Raw genomic sequence first — 23640 nt, 5'->3', positions numbered from 1 at the left:
TCCTTTGTTTGCTGGGTTGGGGATAACGCCCTCATGGCTTACGATGCAACCCCGATTGACCTTTCATATGCCTGCGATTTAATGACGGCCCAGCAGGGGACCGCTGATGAGCGAAGCGAGCAAAATTCTGAACGAGATGAACGACCGGTCACGTGAGGTGTTCCGGCTGATCGTCGAAAGTTATTTGGACAGCGGTGAGCCCGTTGGCAGCCGCACCCTGACCCGCACATTGTCGGAAAAAGTCAGCGCTGCCACCGTGCGCAATGTGATGCAGGATCTGGAGTTTCTGGGCTTGCTCGACAGCCCCCATGTCAGTGCGGGGCGCATTCCGACGCAGCAAGGCTTGCGTATGTTTGTCGATGGTTTGCTTGAGGTTGGCGATCTGGGCGCCGCTGATCGGCAGAAGCTGGACGAAACATTAGGGTCTAACGCAGGCGATGTGGGCGGGATGCTGGATCGCGTGGGTTCAGCTTTGTCACACGTGACACATGGTGCGTCCCTAGTTCTGACGCCCAAGCAAGAATCCGAGATCAAGCATATCGAATTTGTCTCTCTAGCTCATGACCGCGCCTTAGTGGTGTTGGTTTTTGCTGACGGGCACGTTGAAAACCGCCTGTTTACACCGCCACCGGGGCAGACACCCAGTTCGATGCGTGAAGCGGCGAATTTCCTGAACGCGTTGATCGAAGGTCGCACGCTTGGCGAAGTGCGCCGTCAGATGCAGGCGCAGATTGACGCGCGTAAACAAGAGATCGACGTGCTGGCACGGGAAATGGTCGAAAGCGGCATGGCGGCTTGGGACGGGGATGGAGGCGACTCGGCCCGTCTGATTGTGCGCGGGCGGGCGAATCTGCTGGGTGAACCGGGTGAAGTTGAGGAGCTGGACCGAATCCGCTCCCTGTTTGATGATCTGGAACGCAAACGAGACATCGCGGAATTCCTTGAATTGACCGAAGAAGGCGAGGGTGTGCGCATTTTTATCGGCTCTGAGAACAAACTTTTCTCACTTTCGGGTTCCTCTTTGGTGGTGTCTCCATATATGAACGCTGATCGAAAGATAATTGGTGCGGTCGGGGTCATCGGGCCCACGCGTCTGAATTATGGACGGATCGTACCGATCGTGGATTATACGGCGCAACTGGTCGGCAAGCTGATATCCGACCGGAGCTAGAGGGTAAGAGATGGCAGAGCCCAAAGACGAAGATTTTCTGGACAATATCGCAATGGCGGAGGCTGAAGAGCTGGCCGAAGAAATCGCCGAGTTCAGCGACGAAGCGCTAGAGCTGGATGAGTTGCGCGCAGAGCGCGACGATTACAAAGATAAGTTCATGCGTGCGCTGGCAGATGCCGAAAACGCCCGTAAGCGTGGCGACAAAGCGCGGCGCGATGCCGAACAATACGGTGGCTCGAAACTGGCGCGTGATATGCTGCCGGTCTACGACAACATGAAGCGCGCACTCGAAGCTGCGACCGATGAGCAAAAAGAAGTGGCCGCCGGTCTGCTGGAAGGGATCGAGCTGACCATGCGGGCGCTGAAGGATGTGTTCCAAAAGCACGGGATCGAAGTGATCACGCCCGAAGTTGGTGATCGATTTGATCCAAACGTACACGAGGCGATGTTTGAAGCACCGGTTCCCGGAACCAAGGCAGGTGATATCATTCAGGTCTCGGCCGAAGGCTTCATGCTGCATGATCGTCTGCTGCGACCGGCGCAGGTGGGTGTGTCGTCGACACCTGCAAGCTAAGCGGCTTTAAAACCAAATTTTTTTTTGAGGCGGTCAGGATCTGGCCGCCTCTTTCAGTTTATAAATCAGGTCCAGCGCCTCGCGCGGGGTCAGCTCATCAGGCAGCACGTCGTCCAGCATATCCGTGACCGGCGATGCCTTGGGTGCAGGTGGCGGGGGCGGCGGAGCGGCGGAAAACAGCGGCAGATCGTCGATCAGCGCCTTTTGTTTGCCGCCTTCGCGTTCAGTTTTTTCCAATTGGTCCAGTACGACGCGGGCTCGATCCACCACCGATGCGGGCAGACCGGCAAGCTGCGCGACTTGCACCCCATAAGAGCGGTCGGCGGCCCCCTTGTGGACTTCGTGCAGGAAAATAACCTCACCTTCCCATTCTTTGACTGCCACGGTGGCGTTGTCGACACCCTCCAACTTGCCGGCCAGGGCGGTGAGTTCGTGGTAGTGGGTGGCGAACAGCGCGCGGCATTGGTTGGCGGCGTGCAGATGTTCCAGCGTGGCCCAGGCGATGGACAGGCCGTCATAGGTGGCCGTGCCACGGCCAATTTCATCGAGAATCACCAGCGCGCGGTCGTCGGCCTGATTCAGGATGGCGGCAGTCTCGACCATTTCCACCATAAAGGTCGAACGGCCCCGGGCCAGATCGTCGGATGCGCCGACGCGGCTGAACAATTGGCTGACCACACCGATATGCGCCTGTTCAGCGGGAACATAACTGCCCATCTGGGCCAGCAGGGCAATCAAGGCGTTCTGACGCAGGAAAGTCGATTTACCCGCCATGTTGGGACCGGTCAGCAGCCAGATCGCCGCGCCCTGATCCGCGCTGAGATCGCAATCATTGGCAATGAAGGCATCGCCGCTTTGTTGGCGCAGCGCGTGTTCCACAACCGGATGACGTCCACCCTGCACGTGGAAGGCGCGCGATGTGTCGACCTGGGGACGGCACCAATTTTCTCCGCGCGCCAGATCGGCCAATGCGGTGGTCAAATCCAGCTCGGCGAGCCCCCGGGCGGCTTGGTTGAGACGCGCGGCGCGGTCCAGAATCTCGTCAGAAAGCCTTTGATAGAGCCTCTTTTCTATTTCCAATGCCAAATTACCGGCGTTCAGGATGCGGGTTTCGATCTCGGACAGTTCGACGGTCGTAAAGCGCACCTGATTGGCAGTGGTCTGGCGGTGGATATAGGTCTCAGAAAACGGCGGGTTCAGCATTTTTTCGGCATGGGTGGCCGTGGTTTCGATAAAATAACCCAGCACGTTGTTATGCTTGATCTTCAGCGAAGCAATGCCGGTGTGTTCTGCGTATTTCTGTTGAAATCCCGCAATGACGGATCGGCCTTCGTCGCGCAGCTTACGGGCCTCATCCAGTTCCGTGTCAAAACCCGGAGCGATGAAACCGCCGTCACGGGCCAGCAGGGGCGGTTCTGCCACAAGGGCCTCATCCAACAAGGTCAAAAGATCGTCAAACCCGATCAAGTTCTGCACTGCGGTGGCCAGCAGAACCGGCAAATCCTGTGTGTCACAGATACCTGCAATAGCAGCTGCCTGCGTCATTCCGTTGCGGATGGCGGCCAGATCACGCGGGCCACCCCGTTCTAGCGACAGGCGCGACAGGGCGCGGTCCAGATCAGGGGTTTTACGCAGGGCATCGCGCAGGTCTGAGGCGGTCAAGCTGTCCTCAGCTGCAAAACTCACAGCATCCAACCGGGCATGGATCACGTCCAGATTGCGCGAGGGGCTGGACAGGCGCTGTTCCAGCAACCTTGCCCCGCCCGGAGTGACGGTGCGATCGACCACCGACAATAGGGATCCGGCGCGACCACCCGACAAGGAACGGGTCAGCTCCAGATTGCGGCGTGTGGCGGCGTCGATCTGGACAACGCGATCCTCTGATTCCTTCAAGGGGGTCTGCAGCAGGGGCAGTTTGCCCTTTTGCGTGATCTCAAGATAGTCGATCAAGGCACCCATTGCCGAAACCTCGGCCCGACCGAAATTTCCAAACGCATCCAAAGCGCCCACGTGGAACAATCCGCAAATACGTTTTTCGGCGGCCGTGCTGTCAAAACTGGCGCGGCCGATGGGGGTTAGCGAAATTCCCAAATCACGGACTGGTTCCTGCAAAGCCTGTTCCGATCCGTCGGCAACGATCAGCTCGGACGGGGCAAGCCGTGCCAGTTCGGGGCTCAGCCGCACGGTTGTCAAAGGCATTACGTGAAACGCCCCGGTAGAGATATCAGCCCAGGCCAAGGCGGCCTCATCCCGCACTTCGGTATAGGCGGCCAGAAAGTTGTGGCGGCGGGCTTCCAAAAGGGCATCTTCGGTCAATGTGCCGGGTGTCACCAGACGCACGACATCGCGCTTTACCACCGATTTAGAGCCTCTTTTCTTCGCCTCGGCCGGGCTTTCCATCTGCTCACAGACGGCCACGCGAAAGCCTTTGCGGATCAGGGTCAGCAAATAACCTTCGGCGGAATGAACAGGCACACCGCACATCGGGATGTCGGTGCCGTTATGCTTGCCGCGTTTGGTCAGGGCGATATCCAACGCCTCGGCTGCGTTGACGGCATCCTCGAAGAACATCTCGTAGAAATCGCCCATACGGTAGAACAGCAGGGCATCGGCGTGGGCCTCTTTGATTTCGAGATATTGCGCCATCATCGGCGTGACTGTGGACAAGGCTGACCCCTTTTGGCGTGTTCCGGACGCGACCTTACAAATCCCGCATCTTCTGTAAAAGCCGAAAACTCATTCTCGTTGAGGCGCGCGTTTTCCTGCGCTATGAGGCGACAGCCCAACAGATGTAAAGAAACGACATATCAGATGCCCAAAGCGAAAATTACCGACGAAGAAGCCCTGGCCTTTCACCTGGACCCCACCCCCGGCAAGTGGGAGGTGCAAGCGACTGTTCCCATGACAACCCAGCGTGATCTGTCGCTGGCCTATAGTCCCGGTGTCGCTGTTCCATGTGAAGCAATCGCGGAAAACCCCGAAACGGCCTATGACTATACCAACAAGGGCAATCTGGTCGCGGTAATTTCGAACGGCACGGCGGTTCTGGGTCTTGGAAATCTGGGCGCGTTGGGCTCAAAACCGGTGATGGAGGGGAAATCGGTCCTGTTCAAACGGTTTGCCGATGTGAACTCGATCGATATCGAGTTGGACACTGAAGACCCAGATGAATTCTGCCGCGCGGTGAAGCTGATGGGGCCGACCTTTGGCGGCATCAATCTGGAAGACATCAAGGCGCCCGAGTGTTTCATCATCGAACAGCGCCTGAAGGAAGAGATGGACATTCCTGTCTTTCACGATGATCAACACGGCACGGCGGTGATCTGCGCGGCAGGTCTGCTGAACGCGCTGCATATCTCGGGCAAAAAGATCGAGGATGTGAGGATTGTTCTGAACGGTGCGGGTGCCGCTGGGATCGCCTGCATCGAACTGCTCAAGGCGATGGGTGCGCGGCATGAGAACTGCATCGTCTGTGACACCAAAGGCGTGATCTACCAAGGCCGGACCGAGGGTATGAACCAGTGGAAATCGGCCCATGCGGTCACCACTGAACTGCGCTCGCTGGAAGACGCCATGAACGGCGCGGATGTGTTCTTGGGCGTTTCAGTCAAAGGCGCGGTTACGCAAGACATGGTCGCCAGCATGGCAGACAACCCGGTGATTTTCGCCATGGCCAATCCAGATCCTGAAATCACGCCAGAAGAGGCGCATGAGGTGCGTGTGGATGCCATCGTCGCCACCGGACGCAGCGATTATCCGAACCAGGTCAACAACGTGCTGGGCTTCCCCTATCTGTTCCGGGGTGCGCTGGACATTCATGCCCGTGCCATCAATGACGAGATGAAAATTGCCTGTGCCCATGCGCTGGCCCGTCTGGCGCGCGAGGATGTGCCGGATGAGGTTGCGATGGCTTATGGCAAATCGCTGACCTTCGGTCGCGATTATATCATCCCGACACCGTTTGATCCCCGACTGATCCATCGTATCCCACCTGCCGTGGCCAAGGCGGGCATGGATACCGGCGCAGCGCGGCGTCCGATCATCGACATGGACGCCTATGAGCTGAGCCTCAAATCCCGCATGGACCCGACCGCCAGCATTCTGCGCGGTCTGAACGCCCGTGCGCGCCAAGCGCAAAGCCGCATGATCTTCGCCGAAGGTGACGATCCACGTGTACTGCGCGCTGCTGTGACCTATCAGCGGTCTGGATTCGGCAAGGCCCTGGTTGTCGGTCGCCCCGATGACGTAAAACAAAAGCTGGAAGAGGCCGGACTGGGCGATGCCGTGCGCGAGTTGGAGGTGGTGAATGCCGCCAACACCACGCATCTCGAGACCTATACCGATTTCCTGTACAAGCGCCTGCAGCGCAAAGGTTTTGATAGCAAGGATATTTACCGCCTGGCGGCACGTGACCGGCATGTGTTCTCATCCCTGATGCTGGCGCATGGGCACGGTGATGGCCTGGTAACCGGGGCCACGCGCAAATCGGCGCATGTGCTGGACCGGATCAATCACGTGTTCGACGCGGACAAAGCGCATGGTGCGGTAGGTGTGACCGCGCTGCTGCACAAGGGGCGGATCGTGCTGATCGGTGATACGCTGGTGCATGAATGGCCGGATGAGAATGACCTGGCCAATATCGCCGAACGCTCAGCCGCAGTGGCCCGTCATATGGGGCTTGAGCCGCGCGTGGCCTTCGTCAGTTTCTCGACCTTTGGGTATCCGGTGTCGGAACGGGCCGAAAAGATGCACCGCGCGCCTGTCGTGCTGGATAAGCGCAAAGTGGATTTCGAATACGAGGGCGAGATGACCGTGGACGTTGCCCTGAACGAGGATCAACAGGCAGGCTATCCGTTCCAGCGCCTGACCGGCCCGGCGAATATCCTGATCGTTCCCGCTCGGCATTCGGCGTCGATCTCGACCAAGCTGATGCAGGAAATGGGCGGGTCCACGGTGATTGGCCCGATCCTGTCTGGTGTCGACAAGCCGATTCAGATCTGTTCGACCGGGTCAACGGCGAATGATATCCTGAACATGGCCATCCTGGCCTCGTGCGATATCGCTTAAGCCATGACGATCTGGAACCTCGGCTCGATCAACGCGGACATGATTTATGACGTGCCGCACCTGCCCGGACCGGGAGAGACGCTTTCGGCCAATCGGCTGGATCGGTATCTGGGTGGCAAAGGGGCAAATATGTCTGTGGCCGCCGCTCGGGCCGGGGCGCAAGTGGCGCATATCGGGGCCGTGGGGCCGGATGGGCGCTGGGCGCTGGATCGTATGACCGAATATGGCGTGGACACGCGCCATATCACTGGAGTCGAGGTTCCGACCGGTCATGCCATCATTGCGGTGGACGCACAGGGTGAGAACAACATCATTCTGTTCCCCGGTTCAAACCACGCGATCACTCAGGGTCAGTTGGGGCAAGCGCTGTCCTCGGCCCTGCAAGGTGATGTGCTGGTGATGCAGAATGAAACCAACTTACAGGTTGAATCTGCAAAGATGGGGCGCGATCTGGGGCTGACTGTCTGCTATGCCGCCGCACCGTTCCAGGCTGACGCGGTTCAGGCCGTGTTGCCGTATCTGGATTTTCTGATCCTGAATGAGATCGAGGCTGAACAACTACAGCAGGCAACCGGGCAATCCGTTACCGACCTTGAGGTCGAGCATGTAATCGTCACTTTGGGGTCAAAAGGAGCGCGGTATTACCATCGCGGCGCCGCTACGGATTTTCCGGCGCACAAGGTAAAGGCCGTGGATACCACTGGCGCAGGGGATACTTTCACCGGCTATGTTCTGGCAGGAATGGATCGCGGGATGCCAATGGCACAGGTGATTTCACAAGCAAACCGTGCCGCGGCCTTGATGGTCACGCGGCACGGCACAGCTGATGTTATTCCCGATCTCAAAGAGGTGCGCGAAGCGCGGCTCGATTAAGACCCCGCGAACGGTGCGTCACTGCCCCAAAGCTGCTTGACCCGGTCATCACGGCCGCAGGCTTTGCGATAGGCTTTGTACGCGCTGTGCTGGCGTTTGGGGCCAAAGCGGGTCAGGACCAGCTTGTTCCCCTTATAGTAATCCTGATGATAGGCCTCAGCCGGGTAGAATGCCCCTTGCTGCAGGATTGGCGTCACGATCTGTTGCCCCAGAGCGTTCTGGGCACTTGTCTTGGCTTGCTTAGCCAGGGCTTTTTCCCCAGCGTTAGAGACGAAAATGGCCGTGCGGTAGCTGTCACCCCGGTCACAGAACTGACCGCCCGCATCCGTTGGGTCGACCGAACGGAAGAACATACTCAGCAGGGTTTCACGGGAAACGCGGGCCGGGTCAAAGGTGATCTGAACCGCCTCGTAATGGCCGGTTCCGCCTTTGGTGACCTGATCATAGGTTGGATTGGCGGTACTGCCACCGGTGAAACCCGACACGGCGCCAGTCACGCCCGGAACGGATTCGAAATCGGATTCGACGCACCAGAAACAGCCCCCTGCAACCGTCAGGGTTTCGGACCCGGCGGCAGGTGCCGGGGCGGCACGCAGCAGGGTGACAAGAGCGATCAGCGTGAACTGAAGCGTGGGTTTGAAAAAATCGAGATAGGCGATGCGGGCCATGGCAGGTCTCCTTTTCGGGATAAGGCTGCCCTGACTTATGCGTTGGCGCAATCCGCTGACATGGTTTGTCACGGGTTGGTGAGACGAGTTTATCGTCTTAACCTAGCAGCTGTCCCAACTTCATCGCCACACCCATATTGCCCGAAATCTTGAGCTTGCCCAATGCTACGCCGGTCATCGGGTTCAGCTTGCCCGTCAGTAATTTGGTCAGGTTGTCCTGCGAAATGCGGATGGTGCAATCGGTGTCGCGATCCTGTGTGCTGGCCCGATTATCGGCCAGAACGATGACACCATCCTCGCCACAATCGAATTTCAGCGAGCCCTCAAAGCTTTTGCCATCCAAGCCTTGCTGAATGCCGTTGGCAATGTCCTGCAGCATCTTTGTCCCCTTCACAATTTGCCTATGCGTAAAGAGAATGGGCGTTCTTGTGCAAGGGTGACCCAACTGGACCCTGCAGTCACGACATTTGCAGGATTTGCCGGGTCCGCTCACAGGGTTGCCCATCATAAAAGGCATGAAGAACAGTCTGAAACTCTGACGGAGCTCCGGGCACGGATGCAAACAACGTCATCGAGGACCGCAGTTTCTTTGCGTCAATCCCACCCAGAATGTCACTGGCATCGCGCCCCTTGTGCTGCAACATCAACCCAGCAACCTTGGTCAGGCGCTGGCGGAGGTCTGGATGAGCCAGATAGGCTGTGGCCTCATCCAAATCCTCGATCCCGTACAGCTGCGCCATGTGAGACCGGCCAAGTTCGGCCAATTGCGGAAATACAAACCACATCCAGTGGCTGGTTTTCTGTCCTTGTTCCAATTCGCGCAGGACGTCTGACCAGACCGCGTCCTGCGCTTCGATGAACAGATCGAGTTCGTCGTTGATGTCGTCGTCGTTGATCACTTGGACAGGCGCTTATCCCGCGCCGCCAGCAATTTCAGGCGCAGCGCGTTCAACTGGATAAATCCGGCCGCGTCTTTTTGGTCATAGGCGCCGGCGTCATCTTCGAACGTCACATGCTCTTCAGAATACAGCGAATGATCCGACCAGCGACCCACGGTTGAGGCCAAGCCTTTGTACAGTTTCACGCGGACGGTGCCAGTGACATGTTCCTGAGATTTGTCGATGGCGGCTTGCAGCATTTCCCGCTCGGGGCTGTACCAGAAGCCGTTATAGATCAGCTCGGCATATTGCGGCATCAGCTGGTCTTTCAAGTGCATCGCGCCGCGGTCCATGGTGATGGACTCGATACCACGGTGCGCTTCCAGCAGGATGGTGCCGCCGGGTGTTTCATAGATGCCGCGCGATTTCATACCCACGAACCGGCCTTCGACCAGATCCAGGCGGCCAATGCCGTGCTTGCCGCCATATTCGTTCAGTTTGGTCAGGATCGTGGCCGGGCTCATCGCCTCGCCATTGATGCTGACCGCGTCGCCCTTTTCGAAACCGATCTCGATGAATTCTGGATGATCGGGCGCGTCCTCGGGGTGAACGGTGCGCTGATAGACGTAGTCGGGCGCCATATCCGCCGGATCTTCCAGAACTTTGCCCTCAGACGAGGTGTGCAGCAGGTTGGCGTCGACCGAGAAGGGCGCCTCGCCGCGTTTGTCCTTGGCAATCGGGATCTGGTTCGCTTCGGCAAATTCCAACAGCTTGGTGCGGCTGGTCAGATCCCATTCACGCCACGGGGCAATCACTTTGATGTCCGGGTTCAGCGCGTAAGCCGCCAGTTCAAACCGCACCTGATCATTGCCCTTGCCGGTTGCGCCATGTGCAACGGCGTCGGCACCGGTGGCTTCGGCAATCTCAACCAGACGCTTCGAGATCAATGGCCGCGCGATCGAGGTACCCAGCAGATACAGACCTTCGTATTGCGCATTGGCGCGGAACATGGGGAAGACGAAGTCGCGGACAAACTCTTCGCGGATGTCTTCGATATAGATGTTTTCGGGCTTGATCCCCAGCAGCTCGGCCTTTTGGCGGGCGGGCTCCAGCTCTTCACCCTGACCCAGATCGGCGGTGAAGGTCACGACCTCACAGCCATACTCGGTCTGCAACCATTTCAGGATGATCGAGGTATCAAGGCCACCGGAATAGGCCAGAACAACTTTCTTGGGCGCGGACATCTGACTTCCCCTTATTCGTAAGACGATTGGCCCCTAACGGGTTTTGGACGCGGGGGCAAGTTATGAGGATTGACGCAGGGTGGGAATTGCGGTGAAACGGGCGGATTGAGAACAAGGAATGGTTGAGAGGGCAGAGTATATGCTGGGATTGGCGATTTTCGTACATTCGGTAAAGATGGTTCTGAGGAACCTGAAGCAAGCGCTTCAGATTTCCGTTGTACCTGCACTCATTGGCGGCTTTTTGGCCATTGGCTTGTTCTTTCTTTTCGACGCCCCACACAAACAATTCGAAGGTGCCACTGCTACAACCCCTGACCCAACTGCTGTGATGACGTTACTCGGATTCCTATTTTGCATCGTGATCGTAGTGTTCGTCGTAATGCTCTGGATTGTAGTATCATGGCACAGGTTTGTTTTGCTCGAAGAGTATCCGTCGGGGCTAGTTCCACCTTTCCGATTTGACCGCGTTCTGGCCTATTTCGGGCGTCTTTTGATGCTGTTCATGTTGGCTTTCATCCTTATGATCCCTGCGGCGTTGATCATGAGTATGTTGGCGCAATCCTCGGCGGTTTTGGGGTCCATTTTCTGGGTGGGTTTGATCGTATGTCTTACGATCGGATTCTATCGTGCCTCACCAATTCTGCCCGGTGCAGCTATTGGAAAGCCCATAAAGCTGTCTGAAGCGTGGCAGGCGACCTCGGGCGCAAGCGGAGCCATCGCACTTCTGGTCGTCTTGTCCATCCTCTTCCAAATATTGCTTCAGCTACTGGCGTCATTGCTGCTTTTCATCCCGATCATCGGGATATTGATAGTTTTGTTTGCGAGCATGCTGATCGTCCCATTGATCAATGTCAGCATTCTGACGACGATCTATGGCGTGTTCATCGAGAAACGCGAACTCACCTAAGCTGAGTACACATATGTATTCCTTGCCCTTTCAACGGTGATCGGGCAGGGAAACCGGCATGACTGATTTCATGACCCGCGCCCGCGTCGCTGAACAGGCGATGCGCACCGTGTTTCCGCCAACCCCGTTGCAGCGGAACGCTCACCTTTCCGACCGCTATGGCGCGGATATCTGGCTCAAGCGTGAAGACCTCAGCCCGGTGCGGTCGTATAAAATCCGTGGTGCGTTCAACGCGATGCGCAAGCAGCAGGGGCAAGAGCTTTTCGTCTGTGCCAGCGCGGGCAACCATGCGCAGGGCGTGGCCTTCATGTGCAAGCATCTGGGTGTGAAGGGCGTGATATTCATGCCGGTGACGACGCCGCAGCAGAAAATCCAGAAGACCCGCATTTTTGGCGGCGACAATATCGAAATTCACCTGACCGGAGACTATTTCGACGACACGCTGGCCGCTGCGCAGGCGTGGTGTGCGCAGCAGGGCGGGCATTTTCTGTCGCCCTTTGATGATGAGGATGTGATCGAGGGGCAGGCGTCTCTGGCTGTCGAGGTTGAGGCGCAGCTGGGTGGCGTCCCGGATCACGTGATCCTGCCGGTGGGTGGGGGCGGCATGTCCTCGGGCGTGGCGACATGGTTCGGGGATCGGACCCATTGCCTATTTGTCGAACCCAAAGGCGGGGCCTGTTTGCATGCGGCCATGGCGGCGGGACATCCGGTGGCGCTCGATCAGATCGACAATTTTGTCGATGGGGCAGCGGTCGGGAAGATCGGGGCGAAACCGTTTGAACTGCTCAAGGATCGCCACCTGTCCGACGTGCTGGTCTTGTCCGAAGACCGGATCTGCACCACCATGATCGAAATGCTGAATGTCGAAGGCATCGTGCTTGAGCCCGCAGGCGCCCTGGCGATCGAGGCAGTGACCGATGTGCAAAGCTTTATCCGTGGCAAAACCGTTGTCTGCGTCACCTCGGGCGGCAATTTCGATTTCGAACGTCTACCCGAGGTCAAGGAACGGGCGCAGCGTTATTCCGGCGTCAAAAAGTACTTTATCCTGCGCCTGCCGCAGCGCCCCGGCGCGTTGAAAGAGTTTCTGGGCATATTAGGGCCGGAAGACGATATCGCCCGGTTCGAATACATGAAGAAGTCGGCGCGCAATTTCGGTTCGGTCCTGATCGGCATCGAAACCCGTAAGCCCGAGAATTTCGCACGCCTGTTCGCGCATCTTGACGAGGCTGGCTTTACCTATACCGACATCACCGAAGACGAGACGCTGGCGCAGTTCGTGATCTAGGACAGGTTCGCGGCTTTCTCGGCAAAGAACACAGTTTTGGAGTTGTCATAAACGGCCAGGAGGGCAGGCAGATCGACGTCACTGGCCTTGCCAGCGGCGGCGTTGCGCTCTGCGTCCTGACACAGCTTGGAAAACCGGTCGAACCCCAGGCTCAACGCGCTGCCCTTGAGGAAATGCATGTTCTGTTCGAACTCAGCCCGGTCGGTGTCCTGATGCAGCCGGTCGATGTTTTCCTGAACCTCGTCCAGAAAGATCTGCACCACCTCTTCGAATTCGTTGGCACCCACCTCATCCTGCAGTTGTCTGACTCTGGACCAGTCGATCATGTTCGGCCTCTCCACACATATCGCGACCTGACTTGCGTAGCCCACGGCGAGTAAAGAGCGGGTTAAGCAACAAGACAAAGACGCCTTCACCGGATGTTAAACCGCCCCGCGCTAGGGTCGCTGCGTTCCGTAAAGGTCACAGTGCAGAGGGTTCAGGTGGCAGAGGGCAGTCAGGCAGAGGCCAGGTCCGATCAGGATTTTGGCGCGATCCAAAAGGTGCTGGTCGTCGATGACAGCCGGCTGCAACGTCGTATTCTGGTGGCCTCGCTGAAAAAGTGGGGCTTTGAGGTGCTAGAGGCCGATAACGGCGACGCCGCGATCGAGATGTGCGCCACCGACCCGCCGGATCTGGTTCTCAGCGATTGGGTGATGCCGGGGATGAGCGGGCTGGAATTCTGCCGTGCCTTCCGGGCACTGGAAAGTGATCAATACAGTTACTTCATCCTGTTGACCTCAAAAAGTGAAAAGCAAGAGGTGGCGCGCGGGCTGGACGCTGGTGCGGACGATTTCCTGATCAAACCGCTTGAGGCGGATGAGCTGCGCGCGCGGATCTCGGCCGGGGCGCGGATTCTGGATATGCAGCGCGAACTGTCCGAGAAGAACCGGATGATCGAATCCGCGTTAGAAGACCTGCGCGTGGCGCATGATGCCATCGACAAAGACCTGATTCAGGCCCGGAAAATTCAGGAATCCCTTGTCCCCGAACTGACGCGGGATTTCGGGAAATCGCGGGTCAGCATGCTGCTGAAACCCTGCGGGCATATTGGCGGTGATCTGGTGGGGATGTTCTCGCCCGGGGTCAATCGGCTGGGGTTTTACAGCATTGACGTGTCGGGCCACGGTATCACCTCGGCGATGATGACGGCGCGATTGGGCGGCTATCTGTCCAGCAATCATTTCGATCAGAACGTGGCGATGGAAAAACGCTTTGACAAGTTCTATGCTCTGCTGCCACCCGAACAGGTGGCCGAGATGCTCAATTGCCGCCTGATGGCCGATGCCGGCGTCGAAGAATATTTCACCATGGTTTATGCTATTGTCGACCTGCGCAACGGGCATCTTAAGATGGTGCAGGCCGGGCACCCGCATCCACTTGTATTGCGCCAAGACGGTAGTGCCGAATTTCTGGGCGAGGGTGGCTTGCCCATCGGTTTGCTGCCCGATGTGTCCTTTCAGCGGATCGAAACTTACCTGCACCCTGGCGATAAACTGATGCTGTATTCTGATGGCTTTACCGAGTGTCGTCTGGCCGATGGCGGCTTGCTTGAGGAAGATGGCCTGCAGCAGATGGCCCGCGATTGTGCGCCCGACCGCAGCGGTACCGAGTTTCTGGACGATATGTTCTGGCGCCTGACGCAGGCCATGGTACCGGGCAGCGGCATGGATGATGACGTGTCCGCCGTGTTCTTTGAATATAACGGGGTTTAGAAACTGTTCAGATGTCGGGTGGCAAAGTGACGGTCCCCCTCGTTGCCAAGCATCTGCACCGCAACGGCAGTTTCCATCCAAAGTGCTTCGTGAAACTCTTCGCGAGGCGGTCCCATCCGGCGCACTGGACGGGCGCTGTAGATCATGCAGATTTTCTCGGCCCAAAGGTCATATTCAGGCATATAGGTGAACCGGCGAAACGCACCGATCCGCCGCGGGGCGGCGATCAGCCAGCCGGTTTCTTCGAACACTTCGCGATGCAGCGCGGTAATCGGGGATTCGCCCGGATCAATGCCACCGCCCGGCAGCTGCAATTCGGGGTTCAGCCCGTCGTCATACCACGTGACCAGCAGGTCTTTTCCTTGCGGCAGCAACGCATAGACACCCGGTCTGCGTGTATATGTACGCCCTTTTTCCGGGGTTTCACCGAACCGTCTGATCATGTATGGCCCCTTCAAACCCAATCTGTTCAACCTATATGGTGCCGGTATGCCAACCCGTGGCGTGTAAGGAAACCCCATGTCTCTTGGAACGAAAATCGCGTGGGACGATACTGTCCTGCCCTTTCAACTTGATGTATCGGATATGCGCGGCCGTGTAGCCCGTCTGGATGGCGTGCTGGACGGCATCCTGAAGCAGCATGACTATCCCGAAAAGGTCGAGGCGTTAGTGGCCGAGATGGCCCTGCTGACCGCGTTGATCGGCCAGACCGTTTCGCTGCGTTGGAAACTGTCTTTGCAGGTGCAGTCCAAGGGCCCGGTGCGCATGATCGCGACCGATTACTTTGCGCCCAAGGTCGAGGGTGAGCCGGCCCGCATCCGCGCCTATGCCAGCTATGATCGCGACCGCCTGACCGATGGCGGGCCGTTTGATCAGGTGGGCGAGGGTTATTTCGCCATCATGATCGACCAGGGTGAAGGCACGCAGCCGTATCAGGGGATCACTCCGCTGGCGGGGGGCTCGATCTCTGCCTGTGCCGAGGCGTATTTCGCACAATCCGAGCAGCTGCCGACGCGGTTCTCGCTCAGCTTTGGCAAATCGACCGAGCCGGGCGTCGGTGAACATTGGCGCGCGGGCGGGGTGATGCTGCAGCACATGCCCAAGGCCTCGCCCTTTGTGGCGGACGGACAAGGTGGGGGGCAGATCCTGACCGCCGAAGATCTGGTCGACGGGGAAGAGAGTGAAAACTGGGGCCGCGTCAACATCCTGTTGGATACGGTCGAGGATCTCGAATTGATCGGGCCTTCGGTGGCGCCGACCGACCTGCTGATCCGGCTGTTTCACGAGGAACAGCCGCGGGTCTATGACGCTCAGTCCGTGCAATTCGGCTGCACCTGTTCGGAAGATCGTGTGCGGCAAAGCCTGTCGATCTATTCGGCCAAGGACATCGAAAAGATGACTACGCCCGAAGGCAAGGTAACCGCCGATTGTCAGTTCTGTGGCGCACATTACATACTGGAACCGGGCTCGGTCGGCTTTGATGCGGACGACGCCTGATCCTACGGACCAGCTGCGGGCGGCCCTGCGCCGCCCCGGCCATGGTTCAAGCGATTTCGACCTGAACCCCGAAACCATCCTGCCTGAAGGGCGTAAATTGCGCCCGGCGGGGGTGCTGGTTCCGATTACGGTGATTGGCGACACGCCGCGGCTGATTCTGACGAAACGATCCTCGGCTCTGAAACACCACCCCGGCCAGATCGCCTTTCCCGGCGGTAAGCAGGATCAAGGCGACGTAGATGTCACCGCCACTGCCCTGCGTGAGGCGCAGGAGGAGATCGGTCTGCCGCCCGACTTGCCCGAGATCCTGGGCCACCTATCGTCTCATGAAACCGTCACGTCCTTTACCGTTACACCGGTTGTCGCAATCCTGCGCGAACCGTTTCAACTGACCCCCGAACCGGGCGAAGTGGACGAGGTGTTTTCGGTTCCGCTTGCACATGTCCTCAACCCCGCGAATTATATCGTTGAATCGCGCCGCTGGCGCGGTCACAAACGGTATTATTTCACGGTGCCGTTCGGCCCCTACTACATCTGGGGCGCGACGGCCCGAATGTTGCGGGGATTGGCCGCACGGGTGAATGAATGACGCGAATTTCTGAGGCCTGGGTTACTGACCCGGCAACGCAAAAGGTCTGTGCGGCGTTGACGGGCGCTGGTGCGCAGGCGTTGTTCGTCGGGGGTTGCGTGCGCAACGCGCTGCTGGGCGCGCCGGTCTCGGATATCGATATCGCCACCGATGCCCGCCCCGAACGGGTGATGGAGCTGGCGCAGGCAACAGGCCTCAAGGCCATCCCCACCGGAATCGACCACGGCACGATCACCGTTGTCAGTGGCGGTGCCCCGCATGAGATCACCACTTTTCGCCGCGACGTGGAAACCGATGGCCGCCGGGCGGTGGTGGCTTTTTCAGACAAGGTGGAAGAGGACGCCGCGCGCCGCGATTTCACCATGAATGCGATCTATGCGCGACCCGATGGCAGTATTCTCGACCCGTTGAACGGGCTGCCCGACCTGCAATCCCGCCGCGTGCGCTTTATCGGCAACGCCGAGAACCGCATTCGAGAGGATTACCTGCGATCCCTGCGGTATTTCCGGTTTCACGCCTGGTATGGCGATGCCGAGGCTGGGTTTGATCCGGACGCTCTGGCGGCGATTGCGTCTAATCTGGACGGGCTAGAGGGCCTGTCTCGTGAACGGGTCGGGGCCGAACTTCTGAAACTTATGGGCGCACCCGATCCGGCACCCTCGATTGCCGCGATGCGTCAATCGGGAGTTCTGGCCCGGCTGCTGCCAGGGGCCGAGGACCGTGCGTTGGCACCGTTGATAGCCTTAGAGGAACAGGCCGGGGCCGCCCCTGAGTCAATTCGGCGTCTGGCCGCAATCGCAACACCGGATATCGCCAAGACCCTGCGCCTGAGCAAGGCGCAATTACAACGTCTGACCCGCATGCGGGATGAGGCATCCGGTACTGCCAGCGTTGCCGAACTGGGGTTTCGTTATGGCGAAGAGGGCGGCTTGCACGAAACCTTGCTGCGTTGTGCCTTCCTTGAACAGCCGTGGAGCGAAACCTTGCGCACCGATCTGCACAAAGGGGCTGAGGCTGATTTCCCGATCAAGGCCACCGACCTGATTCCCGATTTCACCGGTCCCGCGCTGGGCAAAAAACTGGCCGAGCTTGAGGCGCGCTGGATTGCATCAGGCTTTGCGCTGACCCGCGAGGAATTGCTGAGCATCTGAAACGAAGTCTCAAAAGGGGATGACAAATCAACTTCTTTGTGGTTTCGTGCGCCTGTCACATGAATGGAGGGATGCGAATGTATTACGGGATCTGGTTCGGCTAAAGCCGGAACACTTTGACCCGTAGGGGTGGTGTTCTGGCGCCATCTTTCTTCGCATGACCTATTTACTGCTCAATCGGAGCACTCTCCATGTTTCGCTATTTCGAAAACCTTGTTGACCCTTTTGCCGACTATACCGAGACCGACACACCGCCCACGCGGCTGTGGCCGTTTATGCTGGATTATTCCCGACCTTTCATGCGGGTGTTTTTCTGGACCGCGCTGATTTCAGTCATCGTCGCCGCGGTCGAGGTCGGGCTGATTTATTACATGGGTCGCGTGGTTGACCTGTTGTCTGGCCCTCCGGCTGAGGTCTGGCAGGCCCACGGGACTGAATTGATTCTGATGGCTGTGTTTGTGCTGCTGTTACGGCCGATGCTGCATGTGGTCGATGTCCTACTGCTGAACAACACGATCCTGCCGAACTTTGGCACCATCATACGTTGGCGGGCGCATAAGCATGTGCTGCGTCAGTCCGTGGGGTGGTTCGAGAATGACTTCGCGGGCCGTATCGCAAACCGGATCATGCAGACGCCCCCCGCCGCGGGTGAGGCCGTCTTTCAGGTTTTCGATGCGATTTCCTTCTCGCTGGCTTATCTGATCGGGGCGGCGATCCTGTTGATGGCGGCCGATCCGCGCCTGTTGTTGCCGCTGCTGATCTGGTTTGCACTATATGCATTGTTGGTGCGCTGGACGGTCGCTCGGGTCGGACCGGCGTCCAAGGCGGCGTCGGATGCGCGCTCGGCGGTGACGGGTCGGGTGGTGGACAGTTACACCAACATCCATTCGGTCAAGATGTTCGCGCATAATGATCAAGAGTTGGACTATGCCCGCGAAGCCATCGCTGAAACCCGTCGCACCTTCCAGGTTGAGATGCGGATCTTCACCATTATGGATGTGGTTCTGGTGACGTTGAACGGCCTGCTGATCGTTGGTGTTGTCGGTTGGGCCATTGCCTTGTGGATGCAGGGCAGTGCCACGGTCGGTGTGGTGGCAGCGGCGACCGCACTGACCTTGCGACTGAATGCGATGACCGGTTGGATCATGTGGGCGTTGACCAGTTTCTTCCGCCAGCTTGGTGTGGTGGCTGAAGGGATGGAGACGATTGCCCAGCCTATCGACCTGCTGGATGCGCGGGATGCGAAACCTTTGCAACTGACCACAGGTCAGATCGACATCCGCAACCTGTCGCATCACTATGGCCGCAAAACCGGTGGGCTGGATCATATAAACCTGACCATTCAACCGGGTGAAAAGATTGGTCTGATCGGGCGGTCCGGTGCCGGAAAATCGACCCTAGTTAAGCTGCTTTTGCGGTTTTATGACGTGGAACAGGGTGCGATCCTGATTGACGACCAAAACATCGCGGGCGTAACGCAGGACAGTCTGCGCAGCCATATCGGCATGGTTCAGCAAGACAGCGCGCTGTTGCACCGGTCGGTACGCGACAACATCCTCTATGGTCGCCCCGAGGCATCCGAGGAACAGATGATCGCCGCCGCCAAACAGGCCGAGGCGCATGAATTCATCCTCGACCTGCAAGATCCGCAGGGACGCACCGGATATGATGCACATGTGGGAGAACGGGGTGTAAAGCTGAGCGGTGGTCAACGGCAGCGGGTGACGCTGGCGCGGGTGATCCTGAAAGACGCACCGATCCTGCTGTTGGATGAGGCGACATCTGCCTTGGATTCCGAGGTCGAAGCGTCGATTCAGGAGACCCTCTACGGCATGATGCAAGGTAAAACCGTGATCGCCATTGCCCACCGGCTGAGCACCATTGCGCAGATGGATCGTATTCTGGTTATGGATGGAGGTCGGATTGTAGAGCAGGGCGGGCACTCCGAATTGTTGGCGCACGGGGGGCTTTACGCCCAGTTCTGGGCGCGGCAATCTGGGGGCTTCCTGAACCCGGAGGCTGCGGAATGAAGGCTGCCGATCTTATAGATCCGTTCAAAAACTCTGAGACGCCCCCGCCGCAAACGCTGGGGGCGTTCATCCGTTGGTGCCTGTCCGGCGCGTGGCCGATGATTTTTGTCGCGGCCAGTTTTTCGGCCATGGCTGGCGCGATGGAGGCAGGAACGGCCTGGATGTTGGGTCTGGTTATCGATCTTGCCTCGGAAAATGGACCTCAGGGTTTTTTCAACGCAGATAATATGTGGATGATTTTGGGCGTGGTGGCATTTTTCATGTTGCTGCGCCCGGCGCTGTTTGGGCTGTCTTCGGTGACGAACAACTATATCGTCATGCCCAATGTGCCGCCGCTGGTGCTGGCCAAGCTGAACCGCTGGACCCTTGGCCAATCGGTCACTTATTTCGACGATGATTTTGCAGGCCGGATCGCGCAGAAACAGATGCAGACGTCGAATGCGCTGGCCTCGGTCGTGTCCGAGACAATCAGTGCAATTGTGTTTGCCTTGGCCTCACTTGCCGGTTCTTTGCTCTTGTTAGGGTCTATTCATCCACTGGTGATGTTACCTTTCGCCGGGTGGCTAGTGGTGTATTTTCTGCTGATCCGCTGGTATCTGCCACGCATTCGCGCCCGGTCTGCTGCGCGGGCTGGCGCGCGCGCCATGGTGTCCGGGCAAGTGGTTGATACCATCACCAATATCAAGACCGTAAAGCTGTTCGCCCATTCTGCGTTTGAGGATCAGGCCGCGCGAAACTCGATGGTTGATCTACGCGAAAAGATGTTGGCCTTCGGGGCATTGTCCGCCAGCTTCCGATTTATCCTGATGGTGCTGGCCGGGGTTCTTCCAGTCCTCTTGCTGGGCGCGACGCTGCTTTTGTGGAGAAACGGGATTGCGACGGCGGGTGATATCGTGGCGGCTGGCGCGGTTTCGATCAGAATTGCGCAGATGACCGGCTGGGTCAGTTTCACACTGATGGGGCTCTACGCGAATGTGGGTGAAGTCGAGAACGGTATGAAGACGCTTGCCAAACGCGACCGGGTCGAGGACGCCGCGCAAGCCACTGACCTGACAGTGACCGAGGGGCGGATAGATTTCGACCATGTCAGCTTTGCCTATGGTCGCGATGTGGGCGGTGTGTCCGATGTGAGCATGACCGTGCATCCGGGTGAAAAGCTGGGAATTGTTGGGGCCTCGGGTGCTGGGAAATCCACTTTGGTCTCGTTGTTGCTCAGGCTCTATGACGGGGAAAAAGGCATTATTCGCATTGATGGGCAAGATGTCAGCCAGGTAACGCAGGACAGTTTGCGTAGTCAGATCGGCATGGTCACGCAGGAAACTGCGATGTTCAACCGCTCGGCGCGTGAGAATATCCTGTATGGCCGCCCAAACGGGTCAGAAGACGACATGATTGCAGCGGCGAAAAAGGCCGAAGCGCATGATTTTATTCTAAGCCTACAGGATGCCCATGGCCGCAGCGGCTATGACGCGCATCTGGGCGAACGCGGTGTGAAGCTCAGCGGTGGGCAGCGGCAACGGATCGCTCTGGCGCGCGCTATCCTCAAAGATGCGCCGATTTTGGTGCTGGATGAGGCGACCTCGGCGCTGGATTCCGAAGTTGAGGCGTCGATTCAAACCGCCCTGCACCGGGTGATGCAGGGCAAGACGGTCCTGGCGATTGCACATCGCCTGTCCACGCTCAGCGAGATGGACCGGATTATCGTCCTGGATCAGGGGCAGATCGTCGAATCCGGCGCCCATGACGCGCTGTTGGAGCAGGGCGGGTTGTACGCGCGGTTCTGGCATCGCCAATCGGGCGGGTTCATTCAGGCCGAAGCCGCCGAATAACGCACAAAGCGTGCTAGGGGGTTTTGTTGCGCGCAAAGCCCCGGTATCAGGCCCCTTATGACGCAACACTTCACCATAAATCGCCTGGGTCATCAGGGAGACGGCATTGCTGACGGCCCTGTTTACGCGCCGCGTACCCTGCCAGGTGAGGTGGTAAGTGGTACATTAGTAGGGCAGCTGCTGACTGACATACGGGTTGAAACACCCTCGGACCAAAGGGTGAAACCTCCTTGCCGTCACTACAAGGCCTGTGGTGGATGCCAATTGCAGCACGCAGCAGATGATTTTGTGGCCGACTGGAAGGTCGAAGTGGTGCGCACCGCACTGGCGGCGCAGGGGCTAGAAGCGCAGATGCGCCCGATCCATACTTCGCCCGAGCGGTCGCGCCGCCGTGCCACGATCGCCGTGCGTCGAACCAAAAAGGGCACGCTGGCCGGATTCCATGGCCGAGCGTCCGACACGATCACCGAAATCCCCGATTGTCATCTGCTGGACCCGGCCCTGATTGCTGCCATACCGGTGGCCGAGGCGCTGGCTATTCTGGGCGGAAGTCGCAAGGGCGTGCTGGCCGTGACACTGACCTTGTCCGAAGGCGGGCTGGATGTGGCCGTCAAGGGTGGCAAACCGCTGGATGGGCCGTTGGAACTGGCATTGGCGCAGGCAACCGAGAAGCACGGCTTGGCGCGGCTTAGCTGGGATGGTGAAGTGATCGCAATGCGCCAACCTCCGATGCAACGCTTTGGGGGTGCTGGGGTTGTGCCACCGCCCGGAGCATTCCTGCAGGCGACAAAAGACGGGGAACAGGCTCTGTTACAGGCGGTTTTGCAGGCAATACAGGGTGCGAAGCGTATTGCCGACCTGTTTGCAGGCAGTGGGACTTTCTCACTCTCCCTCGCCGAAAATGCCGAGGTACACGCAGTCGAAGGTGAAGCCGCGATGACGGATGCGCTGGATCAGGGCTGGCGCCGCGCGCAAGGGTTGAAACGGGTCACGACCGAGTCCCGCGACCTGTTCCGCCGCCCGCTGATGCCCGATGAGCTGAAATCCTTTGACGCTGTTGTGCTGGACCCGCCCCGCGCTGGTGCCGAGGCGCAAGTTGCCGAACTGGCACAGGCGCAGCGCCCGGTGATTGCATATGTCTCGTGCAACCCGGTGACCTTCGCACGGGACGCAAAAACGCTGATTAATGCGGGCTACACTCTTGAATGGGTACAGGTGGTGGACCAATTTCGATGGTCGTCACACACGGAACTTGCCGCGCGGTTTGTATGGGGCCCCGCATCATGAGCAGACAGGAGAGTGTCAATATGGGCTTCAATCAGCGTCTGCTGACCATCATCGAACATCCCACTTTTGGCCGGTTCATCACTGCGGTCATCATCTTTAATGCTGTGTTGTTGGGGATGGAGACATCGCCAACCCTGATGGAGGCCGCGGGACCCCTGATCGTGACGCTGGACACAATCTGTCTGGCCATTTTCGTGGCCGAGATCGCCATGAAGCTGTTGGCGACCGGGCGACGGTTCTTTCTCAGCGGCTGGAACGTCTTTGACTTTATCGTTGTCGGCATCGCCCTGATCCCCAGCGCCGGGGGGCTGTCGGTATTGCGGGCGTTGCGAATCCTGCGGGTACTGCGGGTTATCTCGGTCGCGCCGCGCCTGCGGCGGGTGGTCGAGGGTTTTATTTCGGCCCTGCCGGGCATGGCCAGCGTATTCCTGTTGATGGCGATCCTGTTCTACATCGGTGCCGTGATCTCGACCAAGCTGTTCTCGGCCACTTTCCCGGACTGGTTCGGCGACCTAGGTCTGTCAGCCTATACGCTGTTCCAGATCATGACGCTGGAAAGCTGGTCCATGGGCATCGTCCGCCCGGTGATGGAGGTCTATCCCTATGCCTGGCTGTTCTTTGTTCCGTTCATCATGGTCACCACCTTTGCGGTCGTGAACTTGCTGGTCGGTCTGATTGTGAACTCGATGCAGGATGCGCATCATGCCGAGGATGAAGTGCGAACTGACGCCTATCGCGACGAAGTATTGGAACGGCTGGAAAGCATCGAGCGCCGCCTGACCGAACAGCAGCACATCAAAAAGTGATTTCAGTTTTTCGGAAATCTGGCATAATGC

The 23640-nt window shown here is 58.4% G+C and carries 21 protein-coding genes; 14 read left to right on the top strand and 7 right to left on the bottom strand.

Features of this window, described 5'->3' with window-relative positions; genetic code table 11:
- Positions 1–106 precede the first annotated feature (106 nt).
- Positions 107–1171: a heat-inducible transcriptional repressor HrcA gene (gene hrcA / locus GOX21_RS07210; RefSeq protein WP_170361045.1), complete on the top strand. Its 1065-nt coding sequence runs from the start codon at positions 107–109 to the stop codon at positions 1169–1171.
- Between the two features lie 10 nt (positions 1172–1181).
- Complete coding sequence (locus GOX21_RS07205) at positions 1182–1745, top strand: nucleotide exchange factor GrpE (RefSeq protein ID WP_058283329.1); 564 nt, start codon at positions 1182–1184, stop codon at positions 1743–1745.
- Positions 1746–1778: 33 nt separating this feature from the next.
- Here the strand turns inward: GOX21_RS07205 and mutS are convergent, their stop codons facing one another.
- Complete coding sequence (gene mutS, locus GOX21_RS07200; protein ID WP_170376722.1) at positions 1779–4394, bottom strand: DNA mismatch repair protein MutS; 2616 nt, start codon at positions 4392–4394, stop codon at positions 1779–1781.
- A gap of 162 nt (positions 4395–4556) precedes the next feature.
- On the opposite strand from mutS, the gene GOX21_RS07195 reads away from it, so the two are divergent.
- Entirely contained in the window at positions 4557–6812 is a 2256-nt protein-coding gene (locus GOX21_RS07195; protein ID WP_170349563.1) for an NADP-dependent malic enzyme, read from the top strand.
- Positions 6813–6815: 3 nt separating this feature from the next.
- Entirely contained in the window at positions 6816–7685 is an 870-nt protein-coding gene (locus GOX21_RS07190; RefSeq protein ID WP_170376521.1) for a ribokinase, read from the top strand.
- Here GOX21_RS07190 and msrA read toward each other — a convergent pair.
- The 4 genes from msrA to GOX21_RS07170 form a co-directional block, all read right to left on the bottom strand.
- A complete protein-coding gene (gene msrA / locus GOX21_RS07185) occupies positions 7682–8353 on the bottom strand; it encodes a peptide-methionine (S)-S-oxide reductase MsrA (RefSeq protein ID WP_170376519.1) in 672 nt (223 codons plus the stop codon). The genes GOX21_RS07190 and msrA overlap by 4 nt on opposite strands.
- Positions 8354–8450: 97 nt before the next feature.
- The gene (locus tag GOX21_RS07180; protein WP_170349566.1) at positions 8451–8732 is read right to left on the bottom strand and encodes an SCP2 sterol-binding domain-containing protein; all 282 of its coding nucleotides are present in this window, start codon (positions 8730–8732) and stop codon (positions 8451–8453) included.
- Positions 8733–8811: 79 nt separating this feature from the next.
- Positions 8812–9252, bottom strand: a complete 441-nt coding sequence (locus GOX21_RS07175; RefSeq protein WP_170376516.1) for a DUF1810 domain-containing protein — start codon at positions 9250–9252, stop codon at positions 8812–8814.
- Positions 9249–10475, bottom strand: coding sequence for an argininosuccinate synthase (locus GOX21_RS07170; protein WP_170376513.1), 1227 nt, complete (start codon positions 10473–10475; stop codon positions 9249–9251). The genes GOX21_RS07175 and GOX21_RS07170 overlap by 4 nt, the downstream gene beginning before the upstream one ends.
- A gap of 118 nt (positions 10476–10593) precedes the next feature.
- On the opposite strand from GOX21_RS07170, the gene GOX21_RS07165 reads away from it, so the two are divergent.
- Entirely contained in the window at positions 10594–11382 is a 789-nt protein-coding gene (locus GOX21_RS07165) for a hypothetical protein (RefSeq protein WP_254428479.1), read from the top strand.
- 58 nt (positions 11383–11440) lie between these two features.
- Positions 11441–12667: a threonine ammonia-lyase IlvA gene (ilvA, locus tag GOX21_RS07160; protein ID WP_170376510.1), complete on the top strand. Its 1227-nt coding sequence runs from the start codon at positions 11441–11443 to the stop codon at positions 12665–12667.
- Here ilvA and GOX21_RS07155 read toward each other — a convergent pair.
- Positions 12664–12993: an Hpt domain-containing protein gene (locus tag GOX21_RS07155; RefSeq protein WP_170376507.1), complete on the bottom strand. Its 330-nt coding sequence runs from the start codon at positions 12991–12993 to the stop codon at positions 12664–12666. The genes ilvA and GOX21_RS07155 overlap by 4 nt on opposite strands.
- Before the next feature lie 156 nt (positions 12994–13149).
- Here GOX21_RS07155 and GOX21_RS07150 point away from each other — a divergent pair, with 156 nt between their 5' ends.
- Complete coding sequence (locus GOX21_RS07150) at positions 13150–14421, top strand: PP2C family protein-serine/threonine phosphatase (RefSeq protein ID WP_368039994.1); 1272 nt, start codon at positions 13150–13152, stop codon at positions 14419–14421.
- Here the strand turns inward: GOX21_RS07150 and GOX21_RS07145 are convergent.
- Positions 14418–14864, bottom strand: coding sequence for an NUDIX hydrolase (locus tag GOX21_RS07145; RefSeq protein WP_170376501.1), 447 nt, complete (start codon positions 14862–14864; stop codon positions 14418–14420). The genes GOX21_RS07150 and GOX21_RS07145 overlap by 4 nt on opposite strands.
- 76 nt (positions 14865–14940) lie before the next feature.
- Between GOX21_RS07145 and GOX21_RS07140 the strand changes: the two genes are divergently transcribed.
- From GOX21_RS07140 to GOX21_RS07110, 7 genes are all read left to right on the top strand, one after another.
- Positions 14941–15918: an Hsp33 family molecular chaperone HslO gene (locus tag GOX21_RS07140; RefSeq protein WP_170349573.1), complete on the top strand. Its 978-nt coding sequence runs from the start codon at positions 14941–14943 to the stop codon at positions 15916–15918.
- The gene (locus GOX21_RS07135) at positions 15902–16507 is read left to right on the top strand and encodes a CoA pyrophosphatase (RefSeq protein ID WP_170361030.1); all 606 of its coding nucleotides are present in this window, start codon (positions 15902–15904) and stop codon (positions 16505–16507) included. Before GOX21_RS07140 ends, GOX21_RS07135 begins: the two co-directional genes overlap by 17 nt.
- Positions 16504–17658, top strand: a complete 1155-nt coding sequence (locus GOX21_RS07130) for a CCA tRNA nucleotidyltransferase (protein ID WP_170376498.1) — start codon at positions 16504–16506, stop codon at positions 17656–17658. Before GOX21_RS07135 ends, GOX21_RS07130 begins: the two co-directional genes overlap by 4 nt.
- 191 nt (positions 17659–17849) lie before the next feature.
- Positions 17850–19688, top strand: coding sequence for an ABC transporter ATP-binding protein (locus GOX21_RS07125; RefSeq protein ID WP_170376496.1), 1839 nt, complete (start codon positions 17850–17852; stop codon positions 19686–19688).
- Positions 19685–21517, top strand: a complete 1833-nt coding sequence (locus GOX21_RS07120; protein ID WP_170376493.1) for an ABC transporter ATP-binding protein — start codon at positions 19685–19687, stop codon at positions 21515–21517. Before GOX21_RS07125 ends, GOX21_RS07120 begins: the two co-directional genes overlap by 4 nt.
- A 57-nt stretch (positions 21518–21574) precedes the next feature.
- Positions 21575–22804, top strand: a complete 1230-nt coding sequence (locus GOX21_RS07115) for a class I SAM-dependent RNA methyltransferase (protein ID WP_170376488.1) — start codon at positions 21575–21577, stop codon at positions 22802–22804.
- A 20-nt stretch (positions 22805–22824) separates the two neighbouring features.
- Entirely contained in the window at positions 22825–23610 is a 786-nt protein-coding gene (locus GOX21_RS07110; RefSeq protein WP_170349843.1) for an ion transporter, read from the top strand.
- Positions 23611–23640 lie beyond the last annotated feature (30 nt).

Source organism: Ruegeria atlantica (assembly GCF_013032005.1).
GTDB lineage: Bacteria > Pseudomonadota > Alphaproteobacteria > Rhodobacterales > Rhodobacteraceae > Ruegeria > Ruegeria atlantica_A.
This window is presented reverse-complemented; position numbering and strand designations above follow the sequence as displayed.